Origin of the sequence: Streptomyces sp. NPDC058231, from assembly GCF_042882275.1 — a bacterium.
Taxonomy (GTDB): Bacteria; Actinomycetota; Actinomycetes; order Streptomycetales; family Streptomycetaceae; genus Streptomyces.
In genome coordinates this window covers 29,691-52,416 of record NZ_JBHVWN010000029.1, presented here as the reverse complement: position 1 = coordinate 52,416, position 22,726 = coordinate 29,691, and the positions used below count along the sequence as shown (strand labels likewise).

Sequence of the window (22,726 nt, the reverse complement as noted above, 5' to 3'; positions counted from 1 at the left end):
CAGATCTCTTGACGGCGGGGTTAACCGCTTACTAACTTGCCGCCGCAGAAGGCTCATTTGCGCCACCCAGCCGAACAGGACGCACCATGGCTGAAACAGCACCTCCACTGTCTCGGGAAAAGCGGTCAGAGCGGCAACATCAGACCGGAACCTCCTCGCCGTCCCCGTCTCCGGCCGTTCTCGTGCGGAACAGGCTGACCCTCTGGCAGCGGATCAAGCGGGACCGGGTGATGCTGCTGCTGACCCTGCCGGGCTTGCTGTACTTCATCGTCTTCCACTACGTACCGCTGCTCGGCTATGTCGTGGCGTTCCAGGACTACCAGCCGTACCTCGGCTACATGCACAGCGCCTGGGTGGGGTTCGCCAACTTCACATCGGCGTTCGGTGAGCCGGCCTTCTGGTCCGCGACCCTCAACACCCTGGAGATCGCCCTCATCCAGCTGGTGTTCTTCTTCCCGGTCCCGGTCGCCCTGGCACTGCTGCTCAACAGCATCGTCAGCGAACGGATCAGGCGCTTCGTGCAGAGCGTCGTCTATCTGCCGCACTTCATCGGCTGGGTCATCATCGTCTCGATCTTCCAGCAGATCCTGGGCGGCGCCGGCCTGCTGCCCGACGTCCTCGGCGGGATGGGGCTGCCGCGCTACGACATGATGAGCGACCCCGACGCGTTCCCCTGGCTGCTGACGCTTCAGGTGGCCTGGAAGGACGCCGGATGGGGCACGATCATCATCCTCGCGGCGCTGCTCGGCATCGACAAGGGCCAGTACGAGGCCGCCGCGATCGACGGCGCGGGACCCAGGCGCCGCCTCTGGCACGTCACCCTTCCCGGCATCGCACCGGTCCTGATCCTCCTGCTCATCCTCAACCTGGGGCAGATCCTCTCCGTCGGCTTCGAGCAGATCCTGCTGCAGCGCGACGCGGTCGGCCCGGACGCCGGTGAGGTCCTCGACACCTACGTCTACTACCACGGCATCAAGGACAACGACTGGGGCGTCGCCGCCGCCGTCGGACTCGTCAAGGCGGTCATCGGCACCGTACTCGTCCTGGGCGCGAACAAGTTCGCCCACCGCCTCGGCCACGAAGGGGTGTACCGCGGTGCTGACCGCTGAGAAGCCGCCCGCCATGCCCGTACCCACGGCATCCGCGCAGAAGACCCCCCGTACCACCAGGAAGTCCGACGGCCGGCCGCCGTGGATGGAGAAACCCACCCGGCTCGGGCAGACCGCCAAGGCCCTCGCCGTCGTCGTCGTGGTCGCCGCCGTCGCCTATCCGCTGCTCGGTGTCATCGGCACGAGCTTCGCGTCGCAGACCGACATCATCCGCAGTTCCGGACTGGTCCTGTGGCCCGACCACCCCACTCTGGACGCCTACCGCACCATCTTCACCGGCGGCGTGGTGACCCGGGCCCTCGTGGTCAGTCTCGGCATCACGGTGTTCGGCACCCTCGCCAGCCTGCTCGTCACCGTCGGCATGGCGTACGGCCTCTCCCGCCGCGACGTGACCGGGTCCCGCTTCATCCTGATGACCGCACTGTTCACCATGCTCTTCAACGCGGGCATCATCCCCAACTTCCTGCTCGTCAAAGGCCTCGGCCTGTACGACACCTACGCGGCGCTCGTCATGCCCACCCTGGTCAGCGCGTTCAACCTGGTCGTCCTGCGGTCGTTCTTCATGAACCTGCCCGAGGAGCTGTACGACGCGGCGAGGGTCGACGGAGCCGGCGACTTCCGCGTCCTCGTGCGGATCGTCCTGCCGCTCTCCAAGGCCGTCCTCGCGGTCATCAGCCTCTTCTACGCGGTGACGTACTGGAACGCGTTCTTCAACTCGCTGCTGTACCTCAACGACTCCGACAAGTGGCCGCTGCCGATGGTGCTGCGCACCTACGTCCTCCAGGGCCAGAGCCTGAACGCCGCCTCGGCCGGTGAGGTGCTCGCTCCGCAGCAGGCCGTCCAGATGGCGGTTCTGGTCATCGCCGTCGTACCGATCCTCTGCGTCTACCCGTTCCTCCAGCGCTACTTCACCAAGGGCGTGCTCACCGGCGCCATCAAGGGCTGACCGCCCCTCCGCCACCCCCTGCGCTTCCCTTCCCCTCTCCCAAGGAGATACCAGGTGTCGAGCTCCACCCCCATCAACCGCAGATCGCTGTTCCGCCTCGGTGCGGGTGTCGGCCTCGGGCTGGCCGCCGCACCGCTGCTCGCCGCCTGCGGCGACGGTGGCACGACTGCCAAGGCGGAGGCCAAGAGCGCCTCGCTGCTGCCGAACACGACGGTTCGCAACATCGGCCTCCAGCCCGACCTCCCGGGTACCGCCGCGGGTGTCCCGCAGGGCTTCTTCAGCTACCCGGCCAAGCCGTTGCGGGCCACGAAGGGCGCTCCGTTGCGTGGCGCCAAGCCGGTGAGCGCGACGATGGAGACGTTCTCCCCGCCGCCTCCCGCGCGCGGCAAGAACGCCGCCTGGCAGCAGATCGAGAAGCTGCTCGGCGGCCAGGTGAACATCACCGCCGTCCCCGCCGACGACTACGGCACCAAGTTCTCCACCATGGTCGCCAGCGACAGCCTGCCGGACCTCTTCATGTACCCGGAGTCCGGTGGCGTCGACAACAAGGCGGCGTTCCTCCAGGCCACGTGCGCCGACCTGACCCCGTTCCTTGCCGGGGACAAGATCAAGGACTACCCGAACCTGGCGGCGATCCCGAAGGGCGCCTGGCAGGGCGCCATCTTCGGCGGGAAGCTGTACGGTCTGCCGATCGCCCGCTCCGGCACCGGCGGCGCCGGCTTCTACCGCCACGACCTGTTCGAGGAGGTCGGTGTCAGCAGTCTCGACCAGATCACCGACCTCGACAGGTTCGTCGAGCTCTGCAAGGAGCTCACCCGTCCGAAGAAGGACCAGTACGCGATCATCGCGGGTGCCACCACGATGCTCGCCATGTCCGCGGGCGCCCCGTGCTTCTGGCGCCTGGACACCAAGTCGGGGAAGTTCACCGCCGACCTGGAGACCCCCGAGTACCGCCACGCGGTCGAGACCGCGCGGAACCTGTACAAGGCGGGCTGCTACTACCCCGGCACCCTCCAGATGTCCGGGGCCCAGAAGGCCCAGTACACGGACATGTTCAAGAACGGCAAGGGAGCGTACGTCTACGACGGCATGCCCACCTACCTGGCGCCCGCCGTCGGCTACATCGCCGCGATGAAGGCGATCGACACGAAGTACGACCCCAGGCCGTTCGTCCCGTTCGGCAAGGACGCCGTCACCTGGACGGACAACCTCGCCCTGCAGAACACGCACATCAAGAAGGCGTCGGCGGACCGGGTCGAGCAGATCCTCGCCTTCGCCGACTTCGCCGCCTCCCCGTTCGGCAGCGAGGAGTACACGCTGATCAACTACGGCGTCGAGGGCACCGACTTCACCCGGGACGACAAGGGCAACCCGGCGCTCACCAAGCAGGGCACCCAGGACGTCACCGTGCCGTGGAAGTTCGCGGCCTCCGCCGTCCCCGCGATCTTCAGCGCCGACTCCGAGCAAGGGGTCCGACACGTCCACGACGCGTTCACCAAGTTGATCCCGATGATGGAGCCGGACCCGACCCTCCTGTACTCCTCGCCCACCTGGGACTCCAAGGGATCCGGCAGCCTCGGCACGCTGAAGGGGGATGCCCTGAAGGACATCATCGCCGGCCGCAAGCCCATGTCCGCCTACGACCAGCTGGTCAAGGACTTCCTGGCCAAGGGCGGCGAGCAGGCCCGCGGAGAGTTCGAAGAGGCCTTCCAGAAGGGCAAGAAGTGATGACCGCTCCCACCAGCAGGCGCTCCGCGCTCCGGCTCGGCGGCGTGGCCGTCGCGGCGGCCGTCGCCGTGCCCGTCCTCGGCTCCCCGGCCGGTGCCCGCGGCCACGGCTTCGACCCGGCCGCCGGCTCCGACGGCGTCGGCGACCCGCTCTTCCCTACTCTCGGAAACGGCGGTTACCAGGTCGTCCACTACGACCTGACCTTTGACTTCACCCCGGTGACCTACGACTTCACCGCGGTCGTGAAGATCAACGCCAGGGCGACCCAGGACCTGTCCGCGTTCAACCTGGACACCGACGGTCACACCATCGACTCCGTCACCGTCGCCGGGCGCACCGCCGACTGGGCACTCTCGGCCGGCAAGAGCGGTCAGGAACTCACCGTCACCCCTGCCCGGCCGCTGCACGACGGGCAGGCGTTCACCGTCGAGATCCGCTACCACGGCAACGGGAAGGCGACCCGACTCGGTCTCACCGGCTGGAAGTTCGGCAGCGACGGCGGTTTCGCGTCGGCCGCCCAGTCCTCCCGCGCCGACACCTTCCTGCCCTGCAACGACACCCCGTCCGACAAGGCGACCTGGACCTTCCACATCAGCGCGCCGCAGGGTTACGTCGCCACCGCCAACGGCGAACTGCTCCACAAGTCCCCGCGCACCGACGGCTCCACCGTCTGGCACTTCGCCCTGCGTGAGCGGATGGCGACCGAACTCATCGGCATCGCCGTCGTCAAGGGCACCTACCTGTACGGCACCAGCCACCGCGGACTGCCCCTGCGGCACATCGTCCCGCAGGGCCAGGAGGAGAAGTACCGGCCGATCGTCGCCCGTACCGCCGACCATCTGGCATGGCTGGAAGCGAAGTTCGGCCGCTATCCGTTCTCCGTGTACGGCCTGCACATCTACGACGGATACACCGACGCCCTGGAGAACCAGACTCTTTCGCTCTTCTCCACCAACTGGTTCAAGCTGAACGCCGACGGTCAGCCGGGCTACGAGACCACCATGGTCCACGAGCTCACCCATCAGTGGTTCGGCGACTCCGTGACCCCGGACGACTGGCAGCAGGCCTGGCTCAACGAGGGCCCGGCCGTGTACTACGCCGGGCTGTACAGCGAGGAGCGCGGCTGGTCGGTCTTCGCGGACAAGATGAAGGCCACGTACGAGAAGCTCGACGCGGTCCGCGCCGCCGACGGCCCGCCCGGACTGCCCAAGGCACTCGGCGGAACCAACATCTACGACGGTGGCGCGCTCGTCCTGTACGCCCTCGGCATCCAGATCGGCCGGACGAAGTTCGACAAGGTCATGCGGGAGTGGGTGAAGCGGTTCAAGGACTCCACCTACACCAGCGAGAAGTTCATCGCCCACACCGTCGAAGTCACCGGCGACCCCTCCCTGGACCCCTTCCTGCGGGACTGGCTCTTCGGCTCTGTGAACCCGCCCATGCCGGGCCACCCCGACTGGAAGGCCGCCGCATGAACCGCGCCATGAACGTCGTAGGTGCCACGGCCGCCGCCGTCGCCGCGGCAGTGGTCGCCGCCCTCGTCGCGGCCCCGACCGCCCAGGCCGCACCCGGCACCCGCACCCTGTACGCGGCCCCCGGGGGCCACGGCACCACCTGCACGGCGGCCCGCCCCTGCTCCGTGGACGGCGCCCGCGACCAGGCCCGCAACGTGACCGGCCGCGACACCCGGATCCTCCTCGAAGGCGGTACGTACCGCCTCGACGCGCCCCTGCGGCTCGGCGTCGACGACTCCGGTACGGACGGCCGCACCGTCACCTGGACCGCCGCGCCGGGCGCCCGCCCCGTCCTCTCCGGCGGCCGGGACATCACCGGCTGGACGCGGAACACCGATGGGACCTGGACCGCTGAGGTCCCCACCGGCGTCACTCCGCGCCAGCTGTTCATCGACGGCACACGCGCCACCCGTGCCCGCGGCGAAGCCTGTGCGGCGACCGTGTGCGATGCCACCAAGGCCGGCATGACCGGAGCGGAGGCCACCGGTATCGCCGACTGGCAGCGGCCCACCGACGCCGAAGCCGTCATCCGGGTCCGCTGGCGCAACTACCACTGCCGGATCGCCGGTGTCGGCGGCGACCTCCTCACCTTCGCCCAGCCCTGCTGGACCAACTCGGCGAGCGGCACGAACCGCACCGGACCCGCCTGGGACACCACGGCCGTCGACTCCACCCGTTACAGCGGTGTCGCCTTCTTCGAGAACGCCCCCGAACTCCTCGATCAGCCAGGCGAGTTCGTCTGGAACTCCGAGGCGCGCACCGTCACCTACCTGCCGCGCAAGGGCGAGGACATGCGCCGCGCGCAGGCCGTCACTCCGCACACCGAACAGCTGCTCGTCATCGACGGCGCCCACGACGTCACCGTCAGCGGGATCGGCTTCGCGTATGCGGCGTACCGCGGCCCCGACACCGACGAGGGCTACGCGGGCATGCAGGCCGGTCTCACCCTGACCGGAGCCACCGGCCCCGTGGACCACGCGGGCCGCTTCTACACCAAGCCGTCCGCCGCGGTCACCGTCCGCGGGGGACGGCACGTATCCATCGAGTACGCGCGGTTCGGCCACCTGGGCGGGGCGGGCGCGACGCTCGAAGCGGGCACCAAGGACAGCTCCCTGACCCGCTCCACGTTCACCGACCTCTCCTCAGGTGCGGTGTACGTGGGAGACACCGAGCCGATGCCCTCGGCGGCGCTCGCCGGGGAGCGGAACACGATCGCGTACAACACGATCAGCCGATCCGGCGTGGAGTACACCGACTCGGTGGGCATCTGGGCCGGGTACGAGGCCGGGCTCAGCATCGACCACAACACCATCGACCATCTCCCGTACTCCGGGATCTCGGTCGGCTGGGGCTGGAACCAGCCCGAGGCCCAGCAGTCGGTGCTGCGCGACAACAAGGTGACCGGCAACCGGATCACGAACGTCATGGAGGTCGCACAGCAGCAGCACGACGGCGGCGCGATCTACACCCAGGGCGCCCAGCCCGGCACCGTCCTGTCCGGCAACTACATCAACCGCTCCGCCTTCGGCAACACCGAGCGCGACGGCAACGGCATCTACCTCGACGAGCAGTCCTCGCACATCACCGTCGAGAAGAACGTGATCACGCGCCTCGGCTACAAATGGGTCTCCAACTGGGCGGACTACGGTATCCAGAACACCGCCCGCGAGAACTGGACCGACACCGCCGCGCCCGCGCTCGCCGGGACCGGATCCGTGATGACGGACAACCACACGGGTCTGGACCGGCTGCCGGCCGAAGCGCTCGCCGTCGCCGCACGGGCCGGCGCGCACGGCGGCCCGGTCGAGCAGCTCCGCACCGACCTGGCTCGCACCGGCGCGGCGACGCAGTCCTCCACGGAGGGCACGGCGGGCGCATCGCTCGCCCTGGACGCCGACACCAACACGGACACCCGCACGCTGTCGGAGGCGGGCGCCTGGTGGCAGGTCGATCTGGGCGGGACGAAGCGGATCCGGCAGATCGAGATCTGGAACAACTCGTCGTCCACGACAGTCGACTTCGACGTCATCACGGACGACGGCACCGTGCATGTCAGAGGCAAGGCGCTGCGCCCGACGGTCCTCGACCTGGACAGCCGGACCCGCACGGTGCGGATCGTGGTCCCCGGCACGGGACGGGTCGCACTCTCCCAGGTGCTGATCCACCCGTAGCCCCACATCACACCACTCGGTGATCCACCCGCCGGACGGGCTGCACGCAGCCCGTCCGGCTCTTCCGTGTCCGCTTCGGGGGCGCGGGTCGCGGGCGCGCGTGCAGGAGAGAAGACCACCTCCGCCATCGAGTCTCACAATCATGATTGCGATGAGTCATTGCGAGAGTTACAGTCTCTAACTGTTGCTAGATGTCATGGCGACGCGCTTCACCGACCAGCGACTCCATACATGAGGGGCACACCATGACCGCAGCACCTGATCTCCAGGTAGTTCTCGGCGCAGGCCCGGCCGGCACCACGCTGGCCCGTGAACTCGTCGACCGGGGCCACCCGGTGCGGCTCGTCGACCGGGCGGGTGACGGAGCGGCGATCGACGGAGTGGAGCGGTTCGCCGCCGACGTCGCCACCGCGGAGGGCGCCCGCGCCGCGGTCGAGGGCGCCGTTGTCGTCTATCACTGCGTCAACGTCGGCTACCACCTGCAGATCGACGTCATGCCACGGATCCAGGAGGCGGTGCTCGCCGCGGCCGAGGCGGCCGGTGCCCGGCTCGTCGTACTCGACACGCTCTACCCGTACGGTGAGACGCACGGCGCCGTGATGACCGAGGACACGCCGTGGAACGCCACGACCCGCAAGGGCCGGATGCGCGCCGAACTCGACGCCCGCTACCTCGCGGCGCACGCCGAGGGCCGGCTCGGTGTGGTCCTCGGACGCTCGGCCGACTTCGTCGGACCCGCCGTGCTCAACTCCACGCTCGGCGGAGCCGTCTTCCCGGCCGCACTGACCGGGGGAGAGGTCCCGGCCCTCGGCGACATCGATCTGCCGCACAGCTACACGTACATCGGTGATGTCGCCGCCGGACTCGCCACGCTCGGCGCGCATCCCGACGGCGACGGCCGGGTCTGGCACCTGCCGACCGCACCCGCACGGACCACCCGGCAGATCTTCGCGATGATCGAGGAGCGCACCGGGCGCCCGCTCGACATCACCGTCGTCGACGAGCCGCGTCCGGTCGGCCCGTTCGACGAGGTCTTCATGGCGGAGTACGCCGAGATGTTCTACCAGCACACCGAGCCGCAGATCGTCGATTCATCGGCCATCGAGAGGGCCTACGGTCTCCGGGCGAACCCCCTGCCGGTGACGGTGGACGCGACCCTCGCCTGGTACGGGCAGCTGCTCGCCGCCCGCTGAGACGCGCAGCGGCCCCGGAGGCGTGCCGGTGCGCCGCGTGGCGCCGTCCCCCGCGGTCAGCCGTCCAGAAAACCACTGATCCGTTCCCGCAGCCCGCGCGGATCCAGGCCGTGCGCCGCGAGGTGTTCGTCCATCTGCCCGTACCGCCGCAGCTCGGCCTTTCCGACCCCGAGCCCCAGCACCCGGTGCGGCAGCCCGGCGAGGGCGTCGTTGGCCGCGCCCGTCGACGTGCCTGCCAGATAGGGCTCGACGATCACCACATCCGCCGTGTCCCGGCCGCCGAACGCGCGCCGCAGTCCCGCTGCGTCGAACGGGCGCACCGTCGTCGCGTACAGCACCGTCACGTCCCGCCCTTCGGTCGCTGCCAGGACGTTGTCGAGCATGGGGCCGACGGCGACCACCACCCCGTCGCCGCCCTCCCGCACCGGGGTGAACCCGGTCCCGCCGCCGATCGGCCGCGGGTGCTCGTTCTGCTGGAGCGAGAGCCGCAGGTAGACCTTGTCCTCCCCGGCCGCCGCCTGCCGCAGCAGGAATTCCGCCTCGTCGGGGTGGCCGGGTACCTGCACCGTCCAGCCGTCGAGGGTGTCGATCAGCGCGACATCGCCGGGTGCCATGTGAGTGGCTCCGCCCGCGGGCCAGTCGTACGAACCCCCGGCACTGACCAGCACCCCGGAGACGCCCTGATGCCCGAAGTCGAGCTTCACCTGCTCGAAGGGCCGCTCCACGAGAAAGGAGGCGAACGTATGGATGAGGGGTCGCATGCCGGTCAGCGCCAGTCCGGCTCCCGCACCGACCAGCAGCTGTTCCCGGATGCCTACGTTGATCACCCGGTCCGGATGGGCCCGCGCGGCCCGGTCGAAGCCGTCCCGGCTGATCTCGGCCAGCACCACGGCGAGCCTGGGATCGTCGTCCAGCAGCTGGGACGCGGTGCTGATGAAACGGTCACGCATGGTGTCCATGACGATGGTGTCCATGAGAGGCGGAGCTCCTCGTTCTGGTGAGTTCGTGGGCTTGGGGGAAGGGGGACGGGCCGGTGTGCTGCCGGGCCGGGGCTCAGGACTTGGGGGCGACCCGGGCGACCACGACCCGCGGCCGACCGGGATGCGGTGCGGTGAACGCGGCGTACAGCGCCTCGTGGTCGCGCCCGTCCACGGTCTCGGCCGACCAGCCGGCTACCTCGAACCGCGATGCGATGCCGCCGGGCCGGCCGTAGGTGGCGGAGGCGTTGTCGATCACGACCGTGTGCAGCCGGTCGAGCCCGGCCGGGCCGGCATAGGCGATCGCCTCGTGACTGCTGCCCTCGTCCAGCTCGGCATCCCCGACCAGCACCCAGACCCGGCGCGTGCTGAGCCCCTGGGCGCGCAGCCCGAGCGCGCTGCCGACGGCCAGCGGCAGTCCGTGTCCGAGTGATCCGCTGCCGATCTCGGCACCCGGGACGAGCATGCGGTCCGGGTGATGCCCGAGGGGCGAGTCGTACTCACCGAAGCCGGACAGCAGCTTCTCGTCGAAGAAGCCGTGCGCTGCGAGCACGGCGTAGTACGCCATGGGGCCGTGTCCCTTGGAGAGCAGGAACCTGTCCCGCTCCGGATCACCGACGGTGCCGGGTGTCACGCGCAGCACGCGGTGATACAGCACCCAGAGGGCATCGAGGGTGGACGTGGCGGCGGGCCCGTGTTTCTCGTCGCCGGTCATCAGACTCATCAGGCGGTTCAGATCACGGTACGAGTGGCCCGCTTCGGCGGTCTTGAGCGTCATGGAGCCCAGCATTCAACCTCAAGCTTGGTCGAGGTCAAGAGATGAAAGGGGTTCGTGAGCACCCGCCGGAGTGCGGTATTGTTCTCATGCGCGTTCGGCCAGGGTGAAAGCCCAGGTCAGGCGAGCATCGGGACGTGGCGCAGCTTGGTAGCGCACTTGACTGGGGGTCAAGGGGTCGCAGGTTCAAATCCTGTCGTCCCGACTGGAGACAGTCGCAGGTAAGGGCCGGTTTCGGAGAGATCCGAAACCGGCCCTTGGCCGTTCGTGGGGACCATTTGGGGACGGGTGACCTTGACCGGCCTCAGCGGGTCATGACGACCGGGCTCGGCAGGGAACGCGGTGCGCGGAGCGCGCCGAGGTGGGCGGAGCGCGCCGCCCCGGCGGCCGTGATCCTGTGAGGTCCGGGTGCAGGCAGTGCTGGGTGGTGGTCAGCGAGCCATGGCCGGCGATCCGCCGCAGCACGTGGACCTGGACTCCGGCGTCGGCGAACCAGGTCGGGTCGGTGTGCCGGAGGTCGTGGCGGCGCAGGTGTTCGTAGCCGAGCTCGGTGACCACGTCGTCCCGGTGGGTGGCGTCGCGCAGGACCGCGGTGGAGATGCGTCCGCCGCGCGGGCCGGTGAACAGGCGTCCGCCGTCCCGCGAGACAGGAGTCGAAGGTCTTCAGCCCCGGACTGCTCAGTGCGAGGCGTCGTTGCGCAGGAGTGTCCAACTCGTGGCTGCTACCACCAGGTTGGAAAAGGCTTACGTCCCGTTCATTGACGCTGCATAACCGTGATGATTCACTTCGTCTCTGAGAGCGCTCTCCCGCGGTTAGGACCAGCCGCATTCTCCTTCTCCGTCCACCCCTTAAGGGAGAGCCGTGTCCGTCATTCCCACTCGCCGTTCCGTCCTTCGCGGGGCGGCCGCCGCTGCCGCGATACCGTTGGCCGGCAGCATCGCCACCGGATCGGCCTTTGCCGCGTCGCCCGCGCACAGACCTGTCGGTCTGGGCCCGAACGTCCATGTCTTCGACCCGTCCATGGGCGATGCGGCGATCCAGGCGCAGGTCGACGCCGTGTTCGCTGCCCAGGCGCCCAACCAGTTCGGCACCGAGCGGTACGCCCTGGCCTTCAAGCCGGGCACCTACAACGTCGACGTCAACGTCGGGTTCTACACCCACGTCCTGGGGCTCGGCGAGAGCCCCTCGGACGTCGTGATCAACGGGCACGTCACGGTCGACGCCCAGTGGTTCGACGGCAACGGCACCCAGGACTTCTGGCGGTCCGCCGAGAACCTGACCATCGTGCCGCCGGACGGGCTGGAGCGCTGGGCGGTCGCCCAGGCCGCCCCGCTGCGCCGCGTCCACGTCAAGGGCGACATGAACCTGATGCCGAGCCCGCCCGGCAACGGGTGGTCCAGTGGCGGTTATCTGGCCGACAGTGTGGTGGACGGCCAGGTGAACTCGGGCTCGCAGCAGCAGTGGCTGTCGCGCAACGACACCATCGGCAGCTGGACCAGCTCCAACTGGAACATGGTCTTCGTCGGCGTCGAGGGCGCCCCCGACACGTCTTTCCCCACGCCGCCCTACACCACCGTCGACCGCACCCCGGTCGTGCGGGAGAAGCCGTTCCTGACCGTCGACCGCCACGGCGACTATCAGGTCTTCGTGCCCGCGCTGCGCCGTAACAGCACCGGCACCTCCTGGGCTCACGGACCGGCTGCCGGCCGCAGCATCCCGCTGTCCGACTTCCACGTGGCCCGGCCCGGCGACTCCGCCGCCACCATCAACCTGGCGCTCGCCCTCGGCAAGCACCTCCTGTTCACGCCCGGCGTCTACCCGCTGTCCGCCCCGCTGCTGGTGCTCCGGCCCGGCACCGTCGTCCTGGGCCTGGGCCTGGCCACCCTCCAGGCCGTCCACGGCAACTCGCTCATCGAGGTCGCCGACGTCGATGACGTCTCCGTCGCCGGCGTGATCCTCGAGGCCGCCTCGCCCAGCTCGCCCGTCCTGCTCCGCGTCGGCAACAGCTTCAGCCGGAGAAACCACTCCGCCCGGCCCACCGCGATCTTCGACGTCTTCCCCCGCATCGGCGGCGCCGTCGCCGGCGGCACCGAGGTCAGCATCCAGATCGACAGCAACGACGTGATCGTCGACCACGTCTGGGCCTGGCGTGCCGACCACGGCCTCGACGGCACGGTGGGCTGGTCGGTCAACCCCGCCGGCACCGGCTTCCTCGTCAACGGCGACCGGGTCACCGCCTACGGCTTGTTCGTCGAGCACCACCAGAAGTACGAGGTGCTCTGGAACGGCAACCACGGCCGCACCTACTTCTTCCAGAACGAGCACCCCTACGACGTCCCGACGCAGTCCGCCTGGAAGCACGGCAACACCAACGGCTACGCCGCCTACAAGGTCGGCGACCACGTCACCGAGCACCACGCCTGGGGCCTGGGCAGCTACTGCTTCTTCAACCTCAACGCCGACATCTACACCGATCGCGCCTACGAGGTCCCCGACACTCCCGGCGTCGTCTTCACCTCGCTGATGACCGTCTGCCTCAACGGCGCCGGCGGCGGCGGCATCCTGCACTGCATCAACAACACCGGTGACCCCGTGCAGAACGGCTTCGGCACGTTCAACATGAAGAGTTACACGAACGGCGTCGCGAGCGTCTGACGGGCCGCGGCTGCCACGTTATCGGGCGCGGTCCCCAAGGACCCGCCCGATAACGGTCACCGCGGGGCCCGACGGAGGGTGTCCGCGCCGTACCTGGTGTCGTGGGGGTACTCGATCCTGCCTGCCAGATCGAGTTCGGTGAGAAGCTCGCCGCCACACTGCGGGCTGTCGAGGTGGTGAAGCTCGACCGCAACCGTTGGCCACTGCTGCAGGAAACCCGTCGAGGTCGCCGCGGCCGTCGAAGCGCACTGGACGAGGCGCGCGGTTGCCGGCGAGTGAGATGCGAGGCCATCGGCGTGGACGCATCGTGAGTCAGCCGGTGACAGAGGTGGTGAGGTCGGGACGGAGGGGCGGCTGATGTGGCAGTGCGCTCGGACTGGTGGTCCGCAGCCCGTCGAGGGCTAGCTCGAGGTAGCGGCGCCAGGCCTGAGGCTGTGTCGCGAGCAGAGGCGCTGCTGTCTGGTGGATGCCGCCGAGCAGCAGCACGACGTCCGTTCCGTTGATGTCGCCGCGGATGGCGCCTTGTTCGCGTGCACGAGCGGTGAGCACCTCAGCGGCAACGCAGAGGTCGGCGATCGCATCCCGCACTTCGGAGTGCTGTAGGGACGGGCGTCCGATCACTTCACAGAAGGCCCGGTCCGCCGCGAGCGCCTCGATGCCGTCGGCCATGAACTCGCGAAGCGCCGCAGCCGTGTCGTCTGCTTCGCAGAGCCGGTCAGCCGTCCTGGTGAGCTGGTCGAGCAATCGGAGCATGATCGCCGACAGCAGATCCTCCTTGGTGGGGAAGTGCCGGAACACCGTGCCCTTGGCGAGACCGGCGCGCTGGGCGATCTCGCCCATGGATGCCTCCAGCCCGTGCTCGGCGAAGGCCTCGGTCGCCGCGTCGAGCAGGAGGCGCCGATTGCGCACCATGTCCGCCCGCTGACCCGGGGTGGCCGTCGTCTCATTCATCTCTGTCTTCCTCCGATGTGCACCCTAGCACAAGGTGACCCGGCGGTCAGTTTAGGTGTTAGGGTCAATGTGACCGTGCGGTCATGTTCTGCTCCGTCGGTAACCGCAACAGGCGGCGTGTCCGGCAGTTATCGCATTCGAACCACGAACTCCTGGGAGGAATACGTGAGCAACGCCCTGGAAGGAAAGGTCGTTCTCGTCACTGGCGCGTCCTCGGGCATCGGCCGGGCCACCGCGCTCGCCTTGTCGAAGGCGGGTGCCCGGGTTGCAGTCGGGGCCCGGCGGACCGACCGGTTGAAGTCCCTGATTCAGGACGCGTCCGGCGAGATGCTCGCCCTTGAAATGGACGTCACCGTTCGCCGGTCGGTGAATGATGCGGTCGCGGCGACCGTTGAGCATTTCGGCGCCTTCGACATCCTCGTGAACAATGCCGGCGTCATGCTCAGCGCCCCGATCCTGGGCTCGGACATCACGGAGTGGGTGCGTATGGTCGAGACCAACCTGCTCGGATCGATGTACACGGTCCATGCGGCCTTGCCTCACCTGCTCGAGTCCAAGGGTGCTGTGGTGCAGATCTCCTCGACTTCGGGGCGCACGGCATCGGCCGCGAGTGGAGTGTATGCAGCCACCAAGTTCGGCATCACCGCCTTCTCGGAGGCCCTGCGCCAGGAGGTCACGGAGCAGGGGGTGCGGGTCGTCGTCATCGAGCCCGGATTCGTATCGACCGAGCTGGCCGGCCACATCACCGACCCGACGATCCAGGCCGCGGCCAAGAGCATGGCCGAGTCCATGCGGACGCTCCAGCCCGAGGACATCGCAGCCGCCGTCGTCTACGCGGTCACCCAGCCCGCCCACGTTGCCGTCAACGAGATCCTGATCCGGCCCACGGACCAGACTCGCTGAACCGGCATGAGGCCCGCCTCCGGGCGCCTGCCGGCGGAGGCCGTCGGCGCGGCCGCCTCGGTGGTGACCGGATGCGGTGATGAGGAGCGGGCCAGCGACCCCGATCGCGGGCCCGTCCGGCCTGCCGCCGCCATGTCGCTGAGTTCCGCGGGCCGTTCGGCAAGTGCCCTGGCAGTGGGTTCGGTTCGCTCGGTGGCGGAACTCGCCACACGGTTACGGTGCGGGGACCTCGGCGGTGAGTCGGCCGGTCCAGGGGCACCAGTACAGGCCGGGCAGGAAGGGGCCGCCGGCTTCGTCGAGATGGTCGTTGGTGTAGCGGATTGTCGCGTCACAGACCTCGATGGCCATGTCGGCGAAGGTGACCGTGTCGGGGTTGAGGTGGAATTCCCACTGCGGGTTGTAGCTTGCGGTCCTCTTCACGATCCGACCGACGACGATCTTGTGCAGCCCGTCGGCGACGATCTCGCGGGCTTCCTTGATCTTCGCGGCGTCGTTGAGCAGGATCGTGAAATTCGCTCCCTGCACGTCGCGCAGGTTGAAGTACGCCGTGTTCGCGGCGGCCTTGGTGGGGGCGGTTGCCTGGGCCGGCCCGGCCGGGCCGACGGTGAGGGCGAGCAGCGTGGCCGCGGCGATGGTGCCGAGCTCGAGGGTGAAGCGTCGCATAGGAGGGCAGCTCCGTGCCTTGGGGTCGTGTCCTCACAACCGTTCGTCACGAATTGATCGCTCAGAGTGACCACAACGCGATGATCACGACCCATTGATCCACTTCGGTTTCGCGATGCTGCCGGGCCTCTGCGGCAACGCCGCATCGCGCACGTGAAGACTTGCTGCACAGGAGCGAGACCTGGCGCCTGGCACCGCCCCGTCTCGAGGTCTCGTCGATCGCTGCGAGGAGTGGATCGCCCTCGAGGAACGGGGCAAGTGGGTCAAGGAGCGGGACGCCTGGGCACAAGCCCGGCCGAGGCGTCCTCCTCGCGCACTCCAGCGGTCACGAAGACCGCCGGAACGGCGGCCGGTTCACCTTCCGGCGGCGTCAGATGCGCTCGCGGAACTGCCAGCCGTGGTCCACCGGCCCGATGCCGGCCCCCAACGCGAAACCCGCCGCGATCGCCCCGGTGATGTACTCCTTCGCCCGCCGCACCGCATCCGGTACCGGTCGGCCCTGTGCCAGGCCCACCGCGATGGCCGAGGCGAGCGTGCAGCCCGTGCCGTGGGTGTGGCGGTTGTCGTGACGCGGGGCGCGCAGCCAGTGCTCCTCGTCGCCGTCGGTGAGCAGGTCCACCGCCTCACCCGGCAGGTGACCGCCCTTCACCAGCACCCAGCGGGGCCCGTACGCGAGCAGTCGCGCGGCGGCGCGGCGCATGTCCGCCTCGTCCGACACCGCTACGCCGGTGAGCTGCGCCACCTCGTCGAGATTGGGCGTGGCCACCGTCGCGGTCGGCAGCAGTTCGGTCCGTACCGCGTCCAGGGCCTCGTCGGCCAGCAGCCGGTCCCCGTGCTTGGAGACGCTCACCGGGTCCACGACCACCGGGACCGCCGAATCCGACAGCAGCTCGGCGACCGCCGTGACCAGGGCGGGGGAGGAGAGCATCCCGGTCTTCACCGACTGGACGCCGATATCGTCGACGACGCTGCGGTACTGCGCACGGACCGCCTCCACGGGGAGCTCCCACGCACCCTGCACGCCCAGGGAGTTCTGCGCCGTGACAGCTGTGAGCACGCTCATGCCGTGGGCGCCGAGCGCCAGCATCGTCTTCAGGTCGGCCTGGATCCCGGCTCCTCCGCCGGAGTCGGATCCGGCGATCGTCAGCACGCGGGGCGGTGCGGTCATGCGGAGTTCTCCTCTTGGGTACGGGTCCAGGCCAGAGCGTACGCACGGGCCGCCGCGCGGGGATCCTCGGCGGCGCAGATACCGGAGACGACGGCGGCCCCCACCGCTCCGGCCTCCCGCAGGTGTGGCAGGTCGTCCGGGGTGATGCCGCCGATGGCCACGGCGGGCAGGCCACCGAGCCGGGCGAGGCGGGCGAAGCCTGCCCGGCCGAGTGCGGCCGGGGCGTCCGCCTTGGTCCGGGTCGCGTGCAGCGCCCCGATGCCCACGTGGTGGATGCCTGCCGGATCCTCGGCGGCGGCGCGCAGTTCGGCGGGCGTGGCCGCGCTCAGGCCCAGAACCGCGTGCTCCCCGATCAGTTCGCGTACGGCGGCGGGTGGCAGATCCGACTGGCCGACGTGAACCCCCGTCACACGTGCGCCGGCGGCACGGGCCGCCAGGAACACGTCCACCCGGTCGTTGACGATCAGCGCCACTCGTTCGGGGAGTACGGCGGCCACCTCAAGCACCGTGCGCAGGAACTCCCCGCCGTCGGCGTGCTTCTCCCGGATCTGCACGGCGGTGACGCCTCCGGCCACTGCCAGGGCGACGGTTCCGGCCACGCTCCGGCCGTGGGCGGCGCACTGGGCCGTGTCCGTGACCAGGTAGACCGACAGATCGACCGGTGCCGCGGTCATGCGAGAGCCATCCGTCCGGCGAGATCCGTCCCTCCCAGTGCGGCGAGTGCGTCCAGGAACGCGACGGCGAAGCTGCCGGGGCCGGACGCCTCCTTCGCGGCCTGCTCGGCGGCCACCGTGTACGCGGCCACGGCGGCCACCGTCGTGGCGAACCGGTCCTCGTCGACCGCTGCGAACGCCGCCATCACCGCCCCCAGTGCGCAGCCGCCTCCCGTCACCCGCGTCAACAGGGCATGCCCGTTGGCGATCCTGGCGGACCGCTCCCCGTCGGTGACGACGTCCACCGGGCCGGAGACGGCGACGACACAGCCGGTCCTGCCGGCCAGCTCGCGCGCCGATTCCTCGGCGGCCGCGACGTCGTCGGATGAGTCCACGCCACGGCCGCCGCCGCCCGCGCCCGCGAGCGCGATGATCTCGGACGCGTTCCCCCGGATCACCGCCGGTCGCAGGCCCAGGAGTTCCCGTGCCAGCGCGGTACGGACCGGAAGCGCGCCCACCGCCACCGGGTCGAGGACCCACGGCGTACCGGCCGAGGCCGCTGCCCGCGCGGCCTCGGTCATGGCGGAGCGCTGCTCGGCGTGCGGGGTGCCGAGGTTGACCAGGACACCGGAGGCGATCCGGGCGAACGGACCGGCCTCGTCCGGGATGTCGACCATGGCCGGTGAGGCGCCCAGCGCGAGCAGGACATTGGCGGTGAACCCCGTGACCACCGAGTTGGTCAGGCACTGGACCAACGGGGCGTCCGCCCGCACGCGGGCGAGAGCCTGCGGGACGAAGGCGGCGAGATCGGCGGATGTCGAGGGCATGGGATGTCGCTCCGTGGGGAGGGGGTGTCGTTCCGGTGGCGGGGACGCCGGGGTCCTCCGCCGGTTGCGAGCCGGATCAGGGCTGTGGGCGGCGGCGCAGCCGCAGCGGCGCGTAGACGGCGAGCGCCACGAGGAATGCCACGTAGTAGGAGAGGTCGGCGCCGTGCAGGGCGGACGCCACCGGACCCACGTACAGGCTGGTGTCCATGAACGGTACGGCCGCGGCGAAGGCGATGACGAATGCCGGCAGCGCGATCCATCCGGACTGGGGACGGCCGGTTTCGGCCGCGAGGTCGATCGCGGCGCCGCCCCGCGCCCGGGACCGGGCGAGCCAGTCGACGATGACGATCGCCACGAACCCGGGAATCCAGTAGCCGACGAAGAGCAGCACGTTCTGGAAGCGGGCCGTGGTGTCCGCGGCATGCATCCACAGCACCAGCGGGAAGCCGAGTGCCGCGGCGAGCGCGGCGGCCACGGGCCGCGGAATGCGCACCCCGACGGTCTGCAGGGCCAGGGACCCGCTGTAGTCGTTCATGGCGTTGCTGCAGAGGGCCGCCAGTGCCACGGCGAGCAGCCCGAACGCGCTGAGCACACCGCCGCCCAGCAGCTTGTCCACACCCGCGGCGGTCTGGTCGGTGAGCACGGAAGCGCCCAGCAGCCCGAGCGCCTGGACGGCCACGAACGACATCACCAGGCCGAGCATCGTGTACCAGAACATGCGGGGGCGCGAGGTGGTGCGCGGCAGGTAGCGGCTGAAGTCGCTGGCGTATGGGGCCCAGGACAGGGTCAGACTCAGCGCGATGGTGCTGGTGAGGACGGAAGCGCCGGCCTGATCGGCACCGTGCGCGGTACCCGCGCCGACCGGGTGGACCCCGTCGAGCAGCCGCCACGCGATCAGCGCGAACGCTGCGGCGAGCACAAAGGTCATCACGATCTGGAGCCGGTGGATGGCTTCGTAGCCCAGCACACCGAGGGCGCCCTGGGCCAGCATCATGACCAGGACGCCGAGCCAGAACGGCCAGCCGCACAGCCGCGCGAGCGCGTCCCCGCCGAACAGTCCGATCAGCGCGTCCCAGGCGACCGAGGAAAGCCACTGCAGGATGCCGGGTACGGTCACGGCGCGGCCGAACGCGAGGCGCGCCAGCGGCAGCTGCCCGGCGCCGGTCCGGCTGCCCCAGGTGCCCAGATAGGCCGTGGGCACCGCACCGATCACGGTGCCCAGCACGACGGCGGCGAGCGCCGTGGCGAAGTCCAGGCCGAGCGCGATGCCGACGGTGCCGGTGAACACGCCCGTCATCGTCAGATTGGGGGCGAACCATACGGTGAACAGGCGCCCGGGACCGCCGTAACGGTTGCTCTCGGGGACCGGTTCGATGCCGTGCGTCTCGACGCTCAGGTCGCCGGGGGCCGCCGGCATCCTGCCGTCGAAGACGGTCTGCCCGGTGTCGGTGGGCAGACCGCCGGAAACATGCGTCACAGGCATGAAAGACATCCCTCCGCCAGTACGAACTGGTTCAGGTTCGACGGGTGTGATCTCAGCCCTCGGCGGGGCACCCCGTGTCCGGTAGTACGGACAGACTAACCCGATCCTTTTCGACGCCGGTACGGAAGAGTGTGCGGCGACGGCTCGACGTGCCGTCCATGGTGCGGACGCACCGTGTGCCTCCGCCCGGGCATCCCGCCCGGTTGGCGGGAAGGCGGCCACGACCGCGCACTCCGTCGGTACCATCCGGTACTCCGGTCGTCGGAATCCTCCGCCGGGCGGCCCTGCGAGACCGCTTTACGGGAGAACCGGTGACCGAGCAAGCTCCGGCGGTGCGGATCGAGAGGGACGGCCCCGTCTTCACGGTGGTCCTCAGCCGCCCCGAGGTCCGCAACGCAGTCGACGGACCGACCGCGGCCCAACTGGCCGACGCCTTCCGCCGGTTCGATGCCGATCCGGAGGCATCCGTCGCCGTTCTCTGGGGCGAGGGCGGCACATTCTGCGCCGGGGCCGATCTCAAGGGCATCGGTACGGAGCGCGGCAACAAGGTCCTCGCCGACGGGGACGGGCCGATGGGGCCCACCCGGATGCGGCTGAGCAAACCCGTCATCGCCGCGGTCTCCGGACACGCGGTGGCCGGCGGCCTGGAACTCGCCGTCTGGTGCGATCTGCGGGTCGTGGAGGAGGACGCGGTCTTCGGGGTCTTCTGCCGCCGCTGGGGTGTTCCGCTGGTGGACGGAGGAACGGTGCGTCTGCCGCGGCTGATCGGTGAGAGCCGCGCCATGGACATGATTCTCACCGGCCGTCCGGTCGCGGCCGCCGAGGCGTACGACATCGGGCTCGCCAACCGGCTGGTGCCGTCCGGAGAAGCCCGCCGGGCGGCGGAACGGCTCGCCGCGGAGATCGCCGCGTTCCCGCAGCTCTGCCTGCGCCACGACCGGCTCTCCGTGCGTGAACAGCACGGTCTGAGCGAACCGGATGCCCTGGCCGCCGAGTACCGGCACGGCCTGGTCCCGCTCACCGCCGGGGAGACCCAGGCGGGTGCCGACCGGTTCGGCGGCGGTGCGGGCCGCCACGGGACCTTCGCCGACTGAACCGGCCGGATGCCGGAACGTGTCCCACGAGAGCTTTGGTCTAGATAATTCGAAGAGCGGCTCGTTAGCATCCGGGGCCGGGACCGGACGACGGCTCGCCGTTGTCCGGCGCATCGACAGCCGTGAGGCAGGGGCGACATGACGGGGACCGCCGAGGGTCGTGCCTTCGCCGAGGAGTACCGCGAGGCGCGCGAGATTCCTCGCGCCGGTCTCGCGGACTGGCGCGACGCCATCGCCTCCGCGGTGGACCTGGCCCCCGGACGTACGGTCCTGGACGTCGGAGCCGGCACCGGGGCGTTCGCCTCCGCGTTCAGCGACTGGTTCGGTGTCCGCGTGCTGGCCGTCGAGCCGTCGGACGCCATGCGCGCCCTGATCCCCGACACCCCGGACATCGAGGTCCTCCCCGGACGTGCCGAGGCGCTGCCCGTGCCGGACGGCTGCGCGGACGCGGCCTGGCTCGGATCGGTCATCCACCATGTCTCCGATCCGGCCACCGCCGCACGCGAGTTGCGCAGGGCGCTGAAGCCGGGCGCCCCGGTTCTGATCCGTAATTCGTTCCCCGGTCGCTGCGAGCGCGACCTGCGTGTGCGGTTCTTCCCCGAGACCGCCCGGATCGTCGACACGTATCCGACCGTCGAGCAGATCCGCACCGCGTTCGCCGCAGCCGGATTCCCGTACGTGGCGCTGCGCTCAGTACCGCAGCAGAGCGCCGCGAACCTGGCACAGTTCGCCGACCGGATCCGCCGGGACTCGGACGCCAAACTGCGCGGCATCACCGACGACGAGTTCCGGCGCGGCATGGCACGGCTGCGCGAGGCGGTGGCGGAGGATCCGGACCAGCCCGCGACCAGTTGGATGGACCTGCTCGTCCTCGCCTGACCGGCGCGGGCCCGGTGTGCGCCGGCGCGCCGCCCCGCTCCGTCGAGGGCGTGGTTCCCGCAGCGGACGCAGTGGGCTCAGGTGCGGGCGCGGCCAGTTTCCGGTGTGATCAGGGGCCGCTGGGAGCCCTCTCTCGTCTTTGGTCCGACCACATGCCTTGTGTGACATAGTTGAACAATCGGACGCCAGGGATGACCTTCGTCGGAAGGTTCCGGACGAGGCAGGTGGTGACGGATGCCCGTCGAGTGGCAACCCGTACGGCAGTCCCGTACGCACGAGCTGGTGCTCCAGAGCATCGAGGAGCGGGTGTTCGCCGGCGAGCTCAAGGCCGGCGACCGGCTGCCGCCGGAGCGCGAACTGGCACCGGTGCTCGGGGTCAGCAGGTCCGCGCTGCGCGAGGCGCTGAGGGTGCTGGAGACGATCGGGGTGCTCGTCGCCCAGCCCGGGCGCGGCCCCGATGCCGGGGCGCGGATCGTGCGCAACCCCGACGGGGCCCTGGGCCGGCTGCTGCGGCTGCACTTCGCCCTCGGCAGCTACAGCCTGGAGGACGTCCTCGAAGCGCGCGTCGTGCTGGAGAGGTCCAGCTTCGAGGCGGCGGCCACGCATGCCTCCGAGGCGGACCTGGACGAGGCCGACGAGCTGCTCGCGCGGATGGCGGAGCCGGGTGTCGGCGTGGCCGAGTTCAACGAGCTGGACACCCGGTTCCATGTCCAGATCGCCCGCAGCTCCGGCAACGAACTGAACTCCACCCTCACCTCGGCCGTGCGCGAGTCGGTGCGTCCGCTGATCCTGCGGGCGCTGGAGGAGGTCGAGGACTGGCCGGCCACCGCGGCCGGACTGGGCGCGGACCATGCCGAACTGCTGCGCCTGGTGCGCGCGGGCCGGGGACCGGACGCGGCCGACCTGGTCGAACAGCACATCCGCAGCCTGCACGGCACCCTCGTGGCAGAGGGCGAGTAGCCCGCACGGCGGTGGGATCGGGGGGGACGGGCCGCGCCCCCCCAGGCGGCCCCCCCCCCCCAGAGCACAAAACCAC

Annotated in this window: 20 protein-coding genes, 1 tRNA gene, 1 pseudogene and 1 riboswitch; of the genes and pseudogenes, 13 read left to right on the top strand and 9 right to left on the bottom strand. The window is 70.0% G+C overall.

Features of this window, described 5'->3' with window-relative positions; genetic code table 11:
• Nucleotides 1-86: 86 nt before the first annotated feature.
• The 6 genes from ACFVXE_RS20450 (at nucleotide 87) to ACFVXE_RS20425 (ending at nucleotide 8,661) form a co-directional block, all read left to right on the top strand.
• Nucleotides 87-1,109, top strand: a complete 1,023-nt coding sequence (locus ACFVXE_RS20450; RefSeq protein ID WP_389672800.1) for an ABC transporter permease — start codon at nucleotides 87-89, stop codon at nucleotides 1,107-1,109.
• 85 nt (nucleotides 1,110-1,194) lie between these two features.
• Complete coding sequence (locus ACFVXE_RS20445) at nucleotides 1,195-2,055, top strand: carbohydrate ABC transporter permease (RefSeq protein WP_389672852.1); 861 nt, start codon at nucleotides 1,195-1,197, stop codon at nucleotides 2,053-2,055.
• 54 nt (nucleotides 2,056-2,109) lie between these two features.
• Entirely contained in the window at nucleotides 2,110-3,783 is a 1,674-nt protein-coding gene (locus ACFVXE_RS20440; RefSeq protein WP_389672799.1) for an extracellular solute-binding protein, read from the top strand.
• Nucleotides 3,783-5,258, top strand: a complete 1,476-nt coding sequence (locus ACFVXE_RS20435; RefSeq protein WP_389672797.1) for a M1 family metallopeptidase — start codon at nucleotides 3,783-3,785, stop codon at nucleotides 5,256-5,258. The genes ACFVXE_RS20440 and ACFVXE_RS20435 overlap by 1 nt, the downstream gene beginning before the upstream one ends.
• Entirely contained in the window at nucleotides 5,255-7,468 is a 2,214-nt protein-coding gene (locus tag ACFVXE_RS20430) for a right-handed parallel beta-helix repeat-containing protein (RefSeq protein WP_389672795.1), read from the top strand. The genes ACFVXE_RS20435 and ACFVXE_RS20430 overlap by 4 nt, the downstream gene beginning before the upstream one ends.
• 245 nt (nucleotides 7,469-7,713) lie before the next feature.
• Nucleotides 7,714-8,661: an NAD-dependent epimerase/dehydratase family protein gene (locus tag ACFVXE_RS20425; protein ID WP_389672794.1), complete on the top strand. Its 948-nt coding sequence runs from the start codon at nucleotides 7,714-7,716 to the stop codon at nucleotides 8,659-8,661.
• Nucleotides 8,662-8,717: 56 nt separating this feature from the next.
• Here the strand turns inward: ACFVXE_RS20425 and ACFVXE_RS20420 are convergent, their stop codons facing one another.
• Nucleotides 8,718-9,620 carry a transketolase family protein gene (locus ACFVXE_RS20420; protein ID WP_389672850.1) on the bottom strand — a complete coding sequence of 301 codons (903 nt, stop codon included), beginning with the start codon at nucleotides 9,618-9,620 and terminating at the stop codon, nucleotides 8,718-8,720.
• Nucleotides 9,621-9,714: 94 nt separating this feature from the next.
• The gene (locus ACFVXE_RS20415) at nucleotides 9,715-10,428 is read right to left on the bottom strand and encodes a transketolase (RefSeq protein ID WP_389672793.1); all 714 of its coding nucleotides are present in this window, start codon (nucleotides 10,426-10,428) and stop codon (nucleotides 9,715-9,717) included.
• A 116-nt stretch (nucleotides 10,429-10,544) separates the two neighbouring features.
• On the opposite strand from ACFVXE_RS20415, the gene ACFVXE_RS20410 reads away from it, so the two are divergent.
• Nucleotides 10,545-10,618 (top strand) — tRNA-Pro (locus tag ACFVXE_RS20410).
• Nucleotides 10,619-10,717: 99 nt separating this feature from the next.
• Here the strand turns inward: ACFVXE_RS20410 and ACFVXE_RS20405 are convergent.
• A pseudogene (locus tag ACFVXE_RS20405) lies at nucleotides 10,718-11,043 on the bottom strand (tyrosine-type recombinase/integrase); the annotation flags it as partial.
• Nucleotides 11,044-11,275: 232 nt separating this feature from the next.
• Here ACFVXE_RS20405 and ACFVXE_RS20400 point away from each other — a divergent pair.
• Both ACFVXE_RS20400 and ACFVXE_RS20395 read left to right on the top strand, forming a co-directional pair.
• Nucleotides 11,276-13,069: an adenylyl cyclase gene (locus ACFVXE_RS20400; protein WP_389672791.1), complete on the top strand. Its 1,794-nt coding sequence runs from the start codon at nucleotides 11,276-11,278 to the stop codon at nucleotides 13,067-13,069.
• Nucleotides 13,070-13,170: 101 nt separating this feature from the next.
• A complete protein-coding gene (locus ACFVXE_RS20395) occupies nucleotides 13,171-13,380 on the top strand; it encodes a hypothetical protein (RefSeq protein WP_389672789.1) in 210 nt (69 codons plus the stop codon).
• A gap of 1 nt (nucleotide 13,381) precedes the next feature.
• Here ACFVXE_RS20395 and ACFVXE_RS20390 read toward each other — a convergent pair whose 3' ends face one another.
• Nucleotides 13,382-14,020 carry a TetR/AcrR family transcriptional regulator gene (locus ACFVXE_RS20390; RefSeq protein WP_389672788.1) on the bottom strand — a complete coding sequence of 213 codons (639 nt, stop codon included), beginning with the start codon at nucleotides 14,018-14,020 and terminating at the stop codon, nucleotides 13,382-13,384.
• A gap of 15 nt (nucleotides 14,021-14,035) precedes the next feature.
• On the opposite strand from ACFVXE_RS20390, the gene ACFVXE_RS20385 reads away from it, so the two are divergent.
• A complete protein-coding gene (locus ACFVXE_RS20385; RefSeq protein WP_389672787.1) occupies nucleotides 14,036-14,923 on the top strand; it encodes an SDR family NAD(P)-dependent oxidoreductase in 888 nt (295 codons plus the stop codon).
• Between the two features lie 213 nt (nucleotides 14,924-15,136).
• Here the strand turns inward: ACFVXE_RS20385 and ACFVXE_RS20380 are convergent, their stop codons facing one another.
• From ACFVXE_RS20380 to ACFVXE_RS20360, 5 genes are all read right to left on the bottom strand, one after another.
• Nucleotides 15,137-15,586 carry a calmodulin-binding protein gene (locus tag ACFVXE_RS20380; protein ID WP_389672785.1) on the bottom strand — a complete coding sequence of 150 codons (450 nt, stop codon included), beginning with the start codon at nucleotides 15,584-15,586 and terminating at the stop codon, nucleotides 15,137-15,139.
• A gap of 370 nt (nucleotides 15,587-15,956) precedes the next feature.
• A complete protein-coding gene (gene thiD / locus ACFVXE_RS20375; RefSeq protein ID WP_389672783.1) occupies nucleotides 15,957-16,754 on the bottom strand; it encodes a bifunctional hydroxymethylpyrimidine kinase/phosphomethylpyrimidine kinase in 798 nt (265 codons plus the stop codon).
• Entirely contained in the window at nucleotides 16,751-17,428 is a 678-nt protein-coding gene (gene thiE, locus ACFVXE_RS20370; RefSeq protein ID WP_389672782.1) for a thiamine phosphate synthase, read from the bottom strand. Before thiE ends, thiD begins: the two co-directional genes overlap by 4 nt.
• A complete protein-coding gene (thiM, locus tag ACFVXE_RS20365) occupies nucleotides 17,425-18,234 on the bottom strand; it encodes a hydroxyethylthiazole kinase (protein WP_389672781.1) in 810 nt (269 codons plus the stop codon). Before thiM ends, thiE begins: the two co-directional genes overlap by 4 nt.
• Nucleotides 18,235-18,310: 76 nt before the next feature.
• Entirely contained in the window at nucleotides 18,311-19,717 is a 1,407-nt protein-coding gene (locus ACFVXE_RS20360) for a purine-cytosine permease family protein (RefSeq protein WP_389672779.1), read from the bottom strand.
• Nucleotides 19,709-19,802: riboswitch (TPP riboswitch) on the bottom strand. Its footprint overlaps the gene before it by 9 nt.
• A 226-nt stretch (nucleotides 19,803-20,028) precedes the next feature.
• Here ACFVXE_RS20360 and ACFVXE_RS20355 point away from each other — a divergent pair.
• From ACFVXE_RS20355 to ACFVXE_RS20345, 3 genes are all read left to right on the top strand, one after another.
• Nucleotides 20,029-20,811, top strand: coding sequence for a crotonase/enoyl-CoA hydratase family protein (locus tag ACFVXE_RS20355; protein ID WP_389672777.1), 783 nt, complete (start codon nucleotides 20,029-20,031; stop codon nucleotides 20,809-20,811).
• A gap of 138 nt (nucleotides 20,812-20,949) precedes the next feature.
• Nucleotides 20,950-21,690 carry a class I SAM-dependent methyltransferase gene (locus tag ACFVXE_RS20350; protein WP_389672775.1) on the top strand — a complete coding sequence of 247 codons (741 nt, stop codon included), beginning with the start codon at nucleotides 20,950-20,952 and terminating at the stop codon, nucleotides 21,688-21,690.
• 234 nt (nucleotides 21,691-21,924) lie between these two features.
• Entirely contained in the window at nucleotides 21,925-22,650 is a 726-nt protein-coding gene (locus ACFVXE_RS20345; protein ID WP_389672774.1) for a FadR/GntR family transcriptional regulator, read from the top strand.
• The last annotated feature ends 76 nt before the right edge of the window (nucleotides 22,651-22,726 follow it).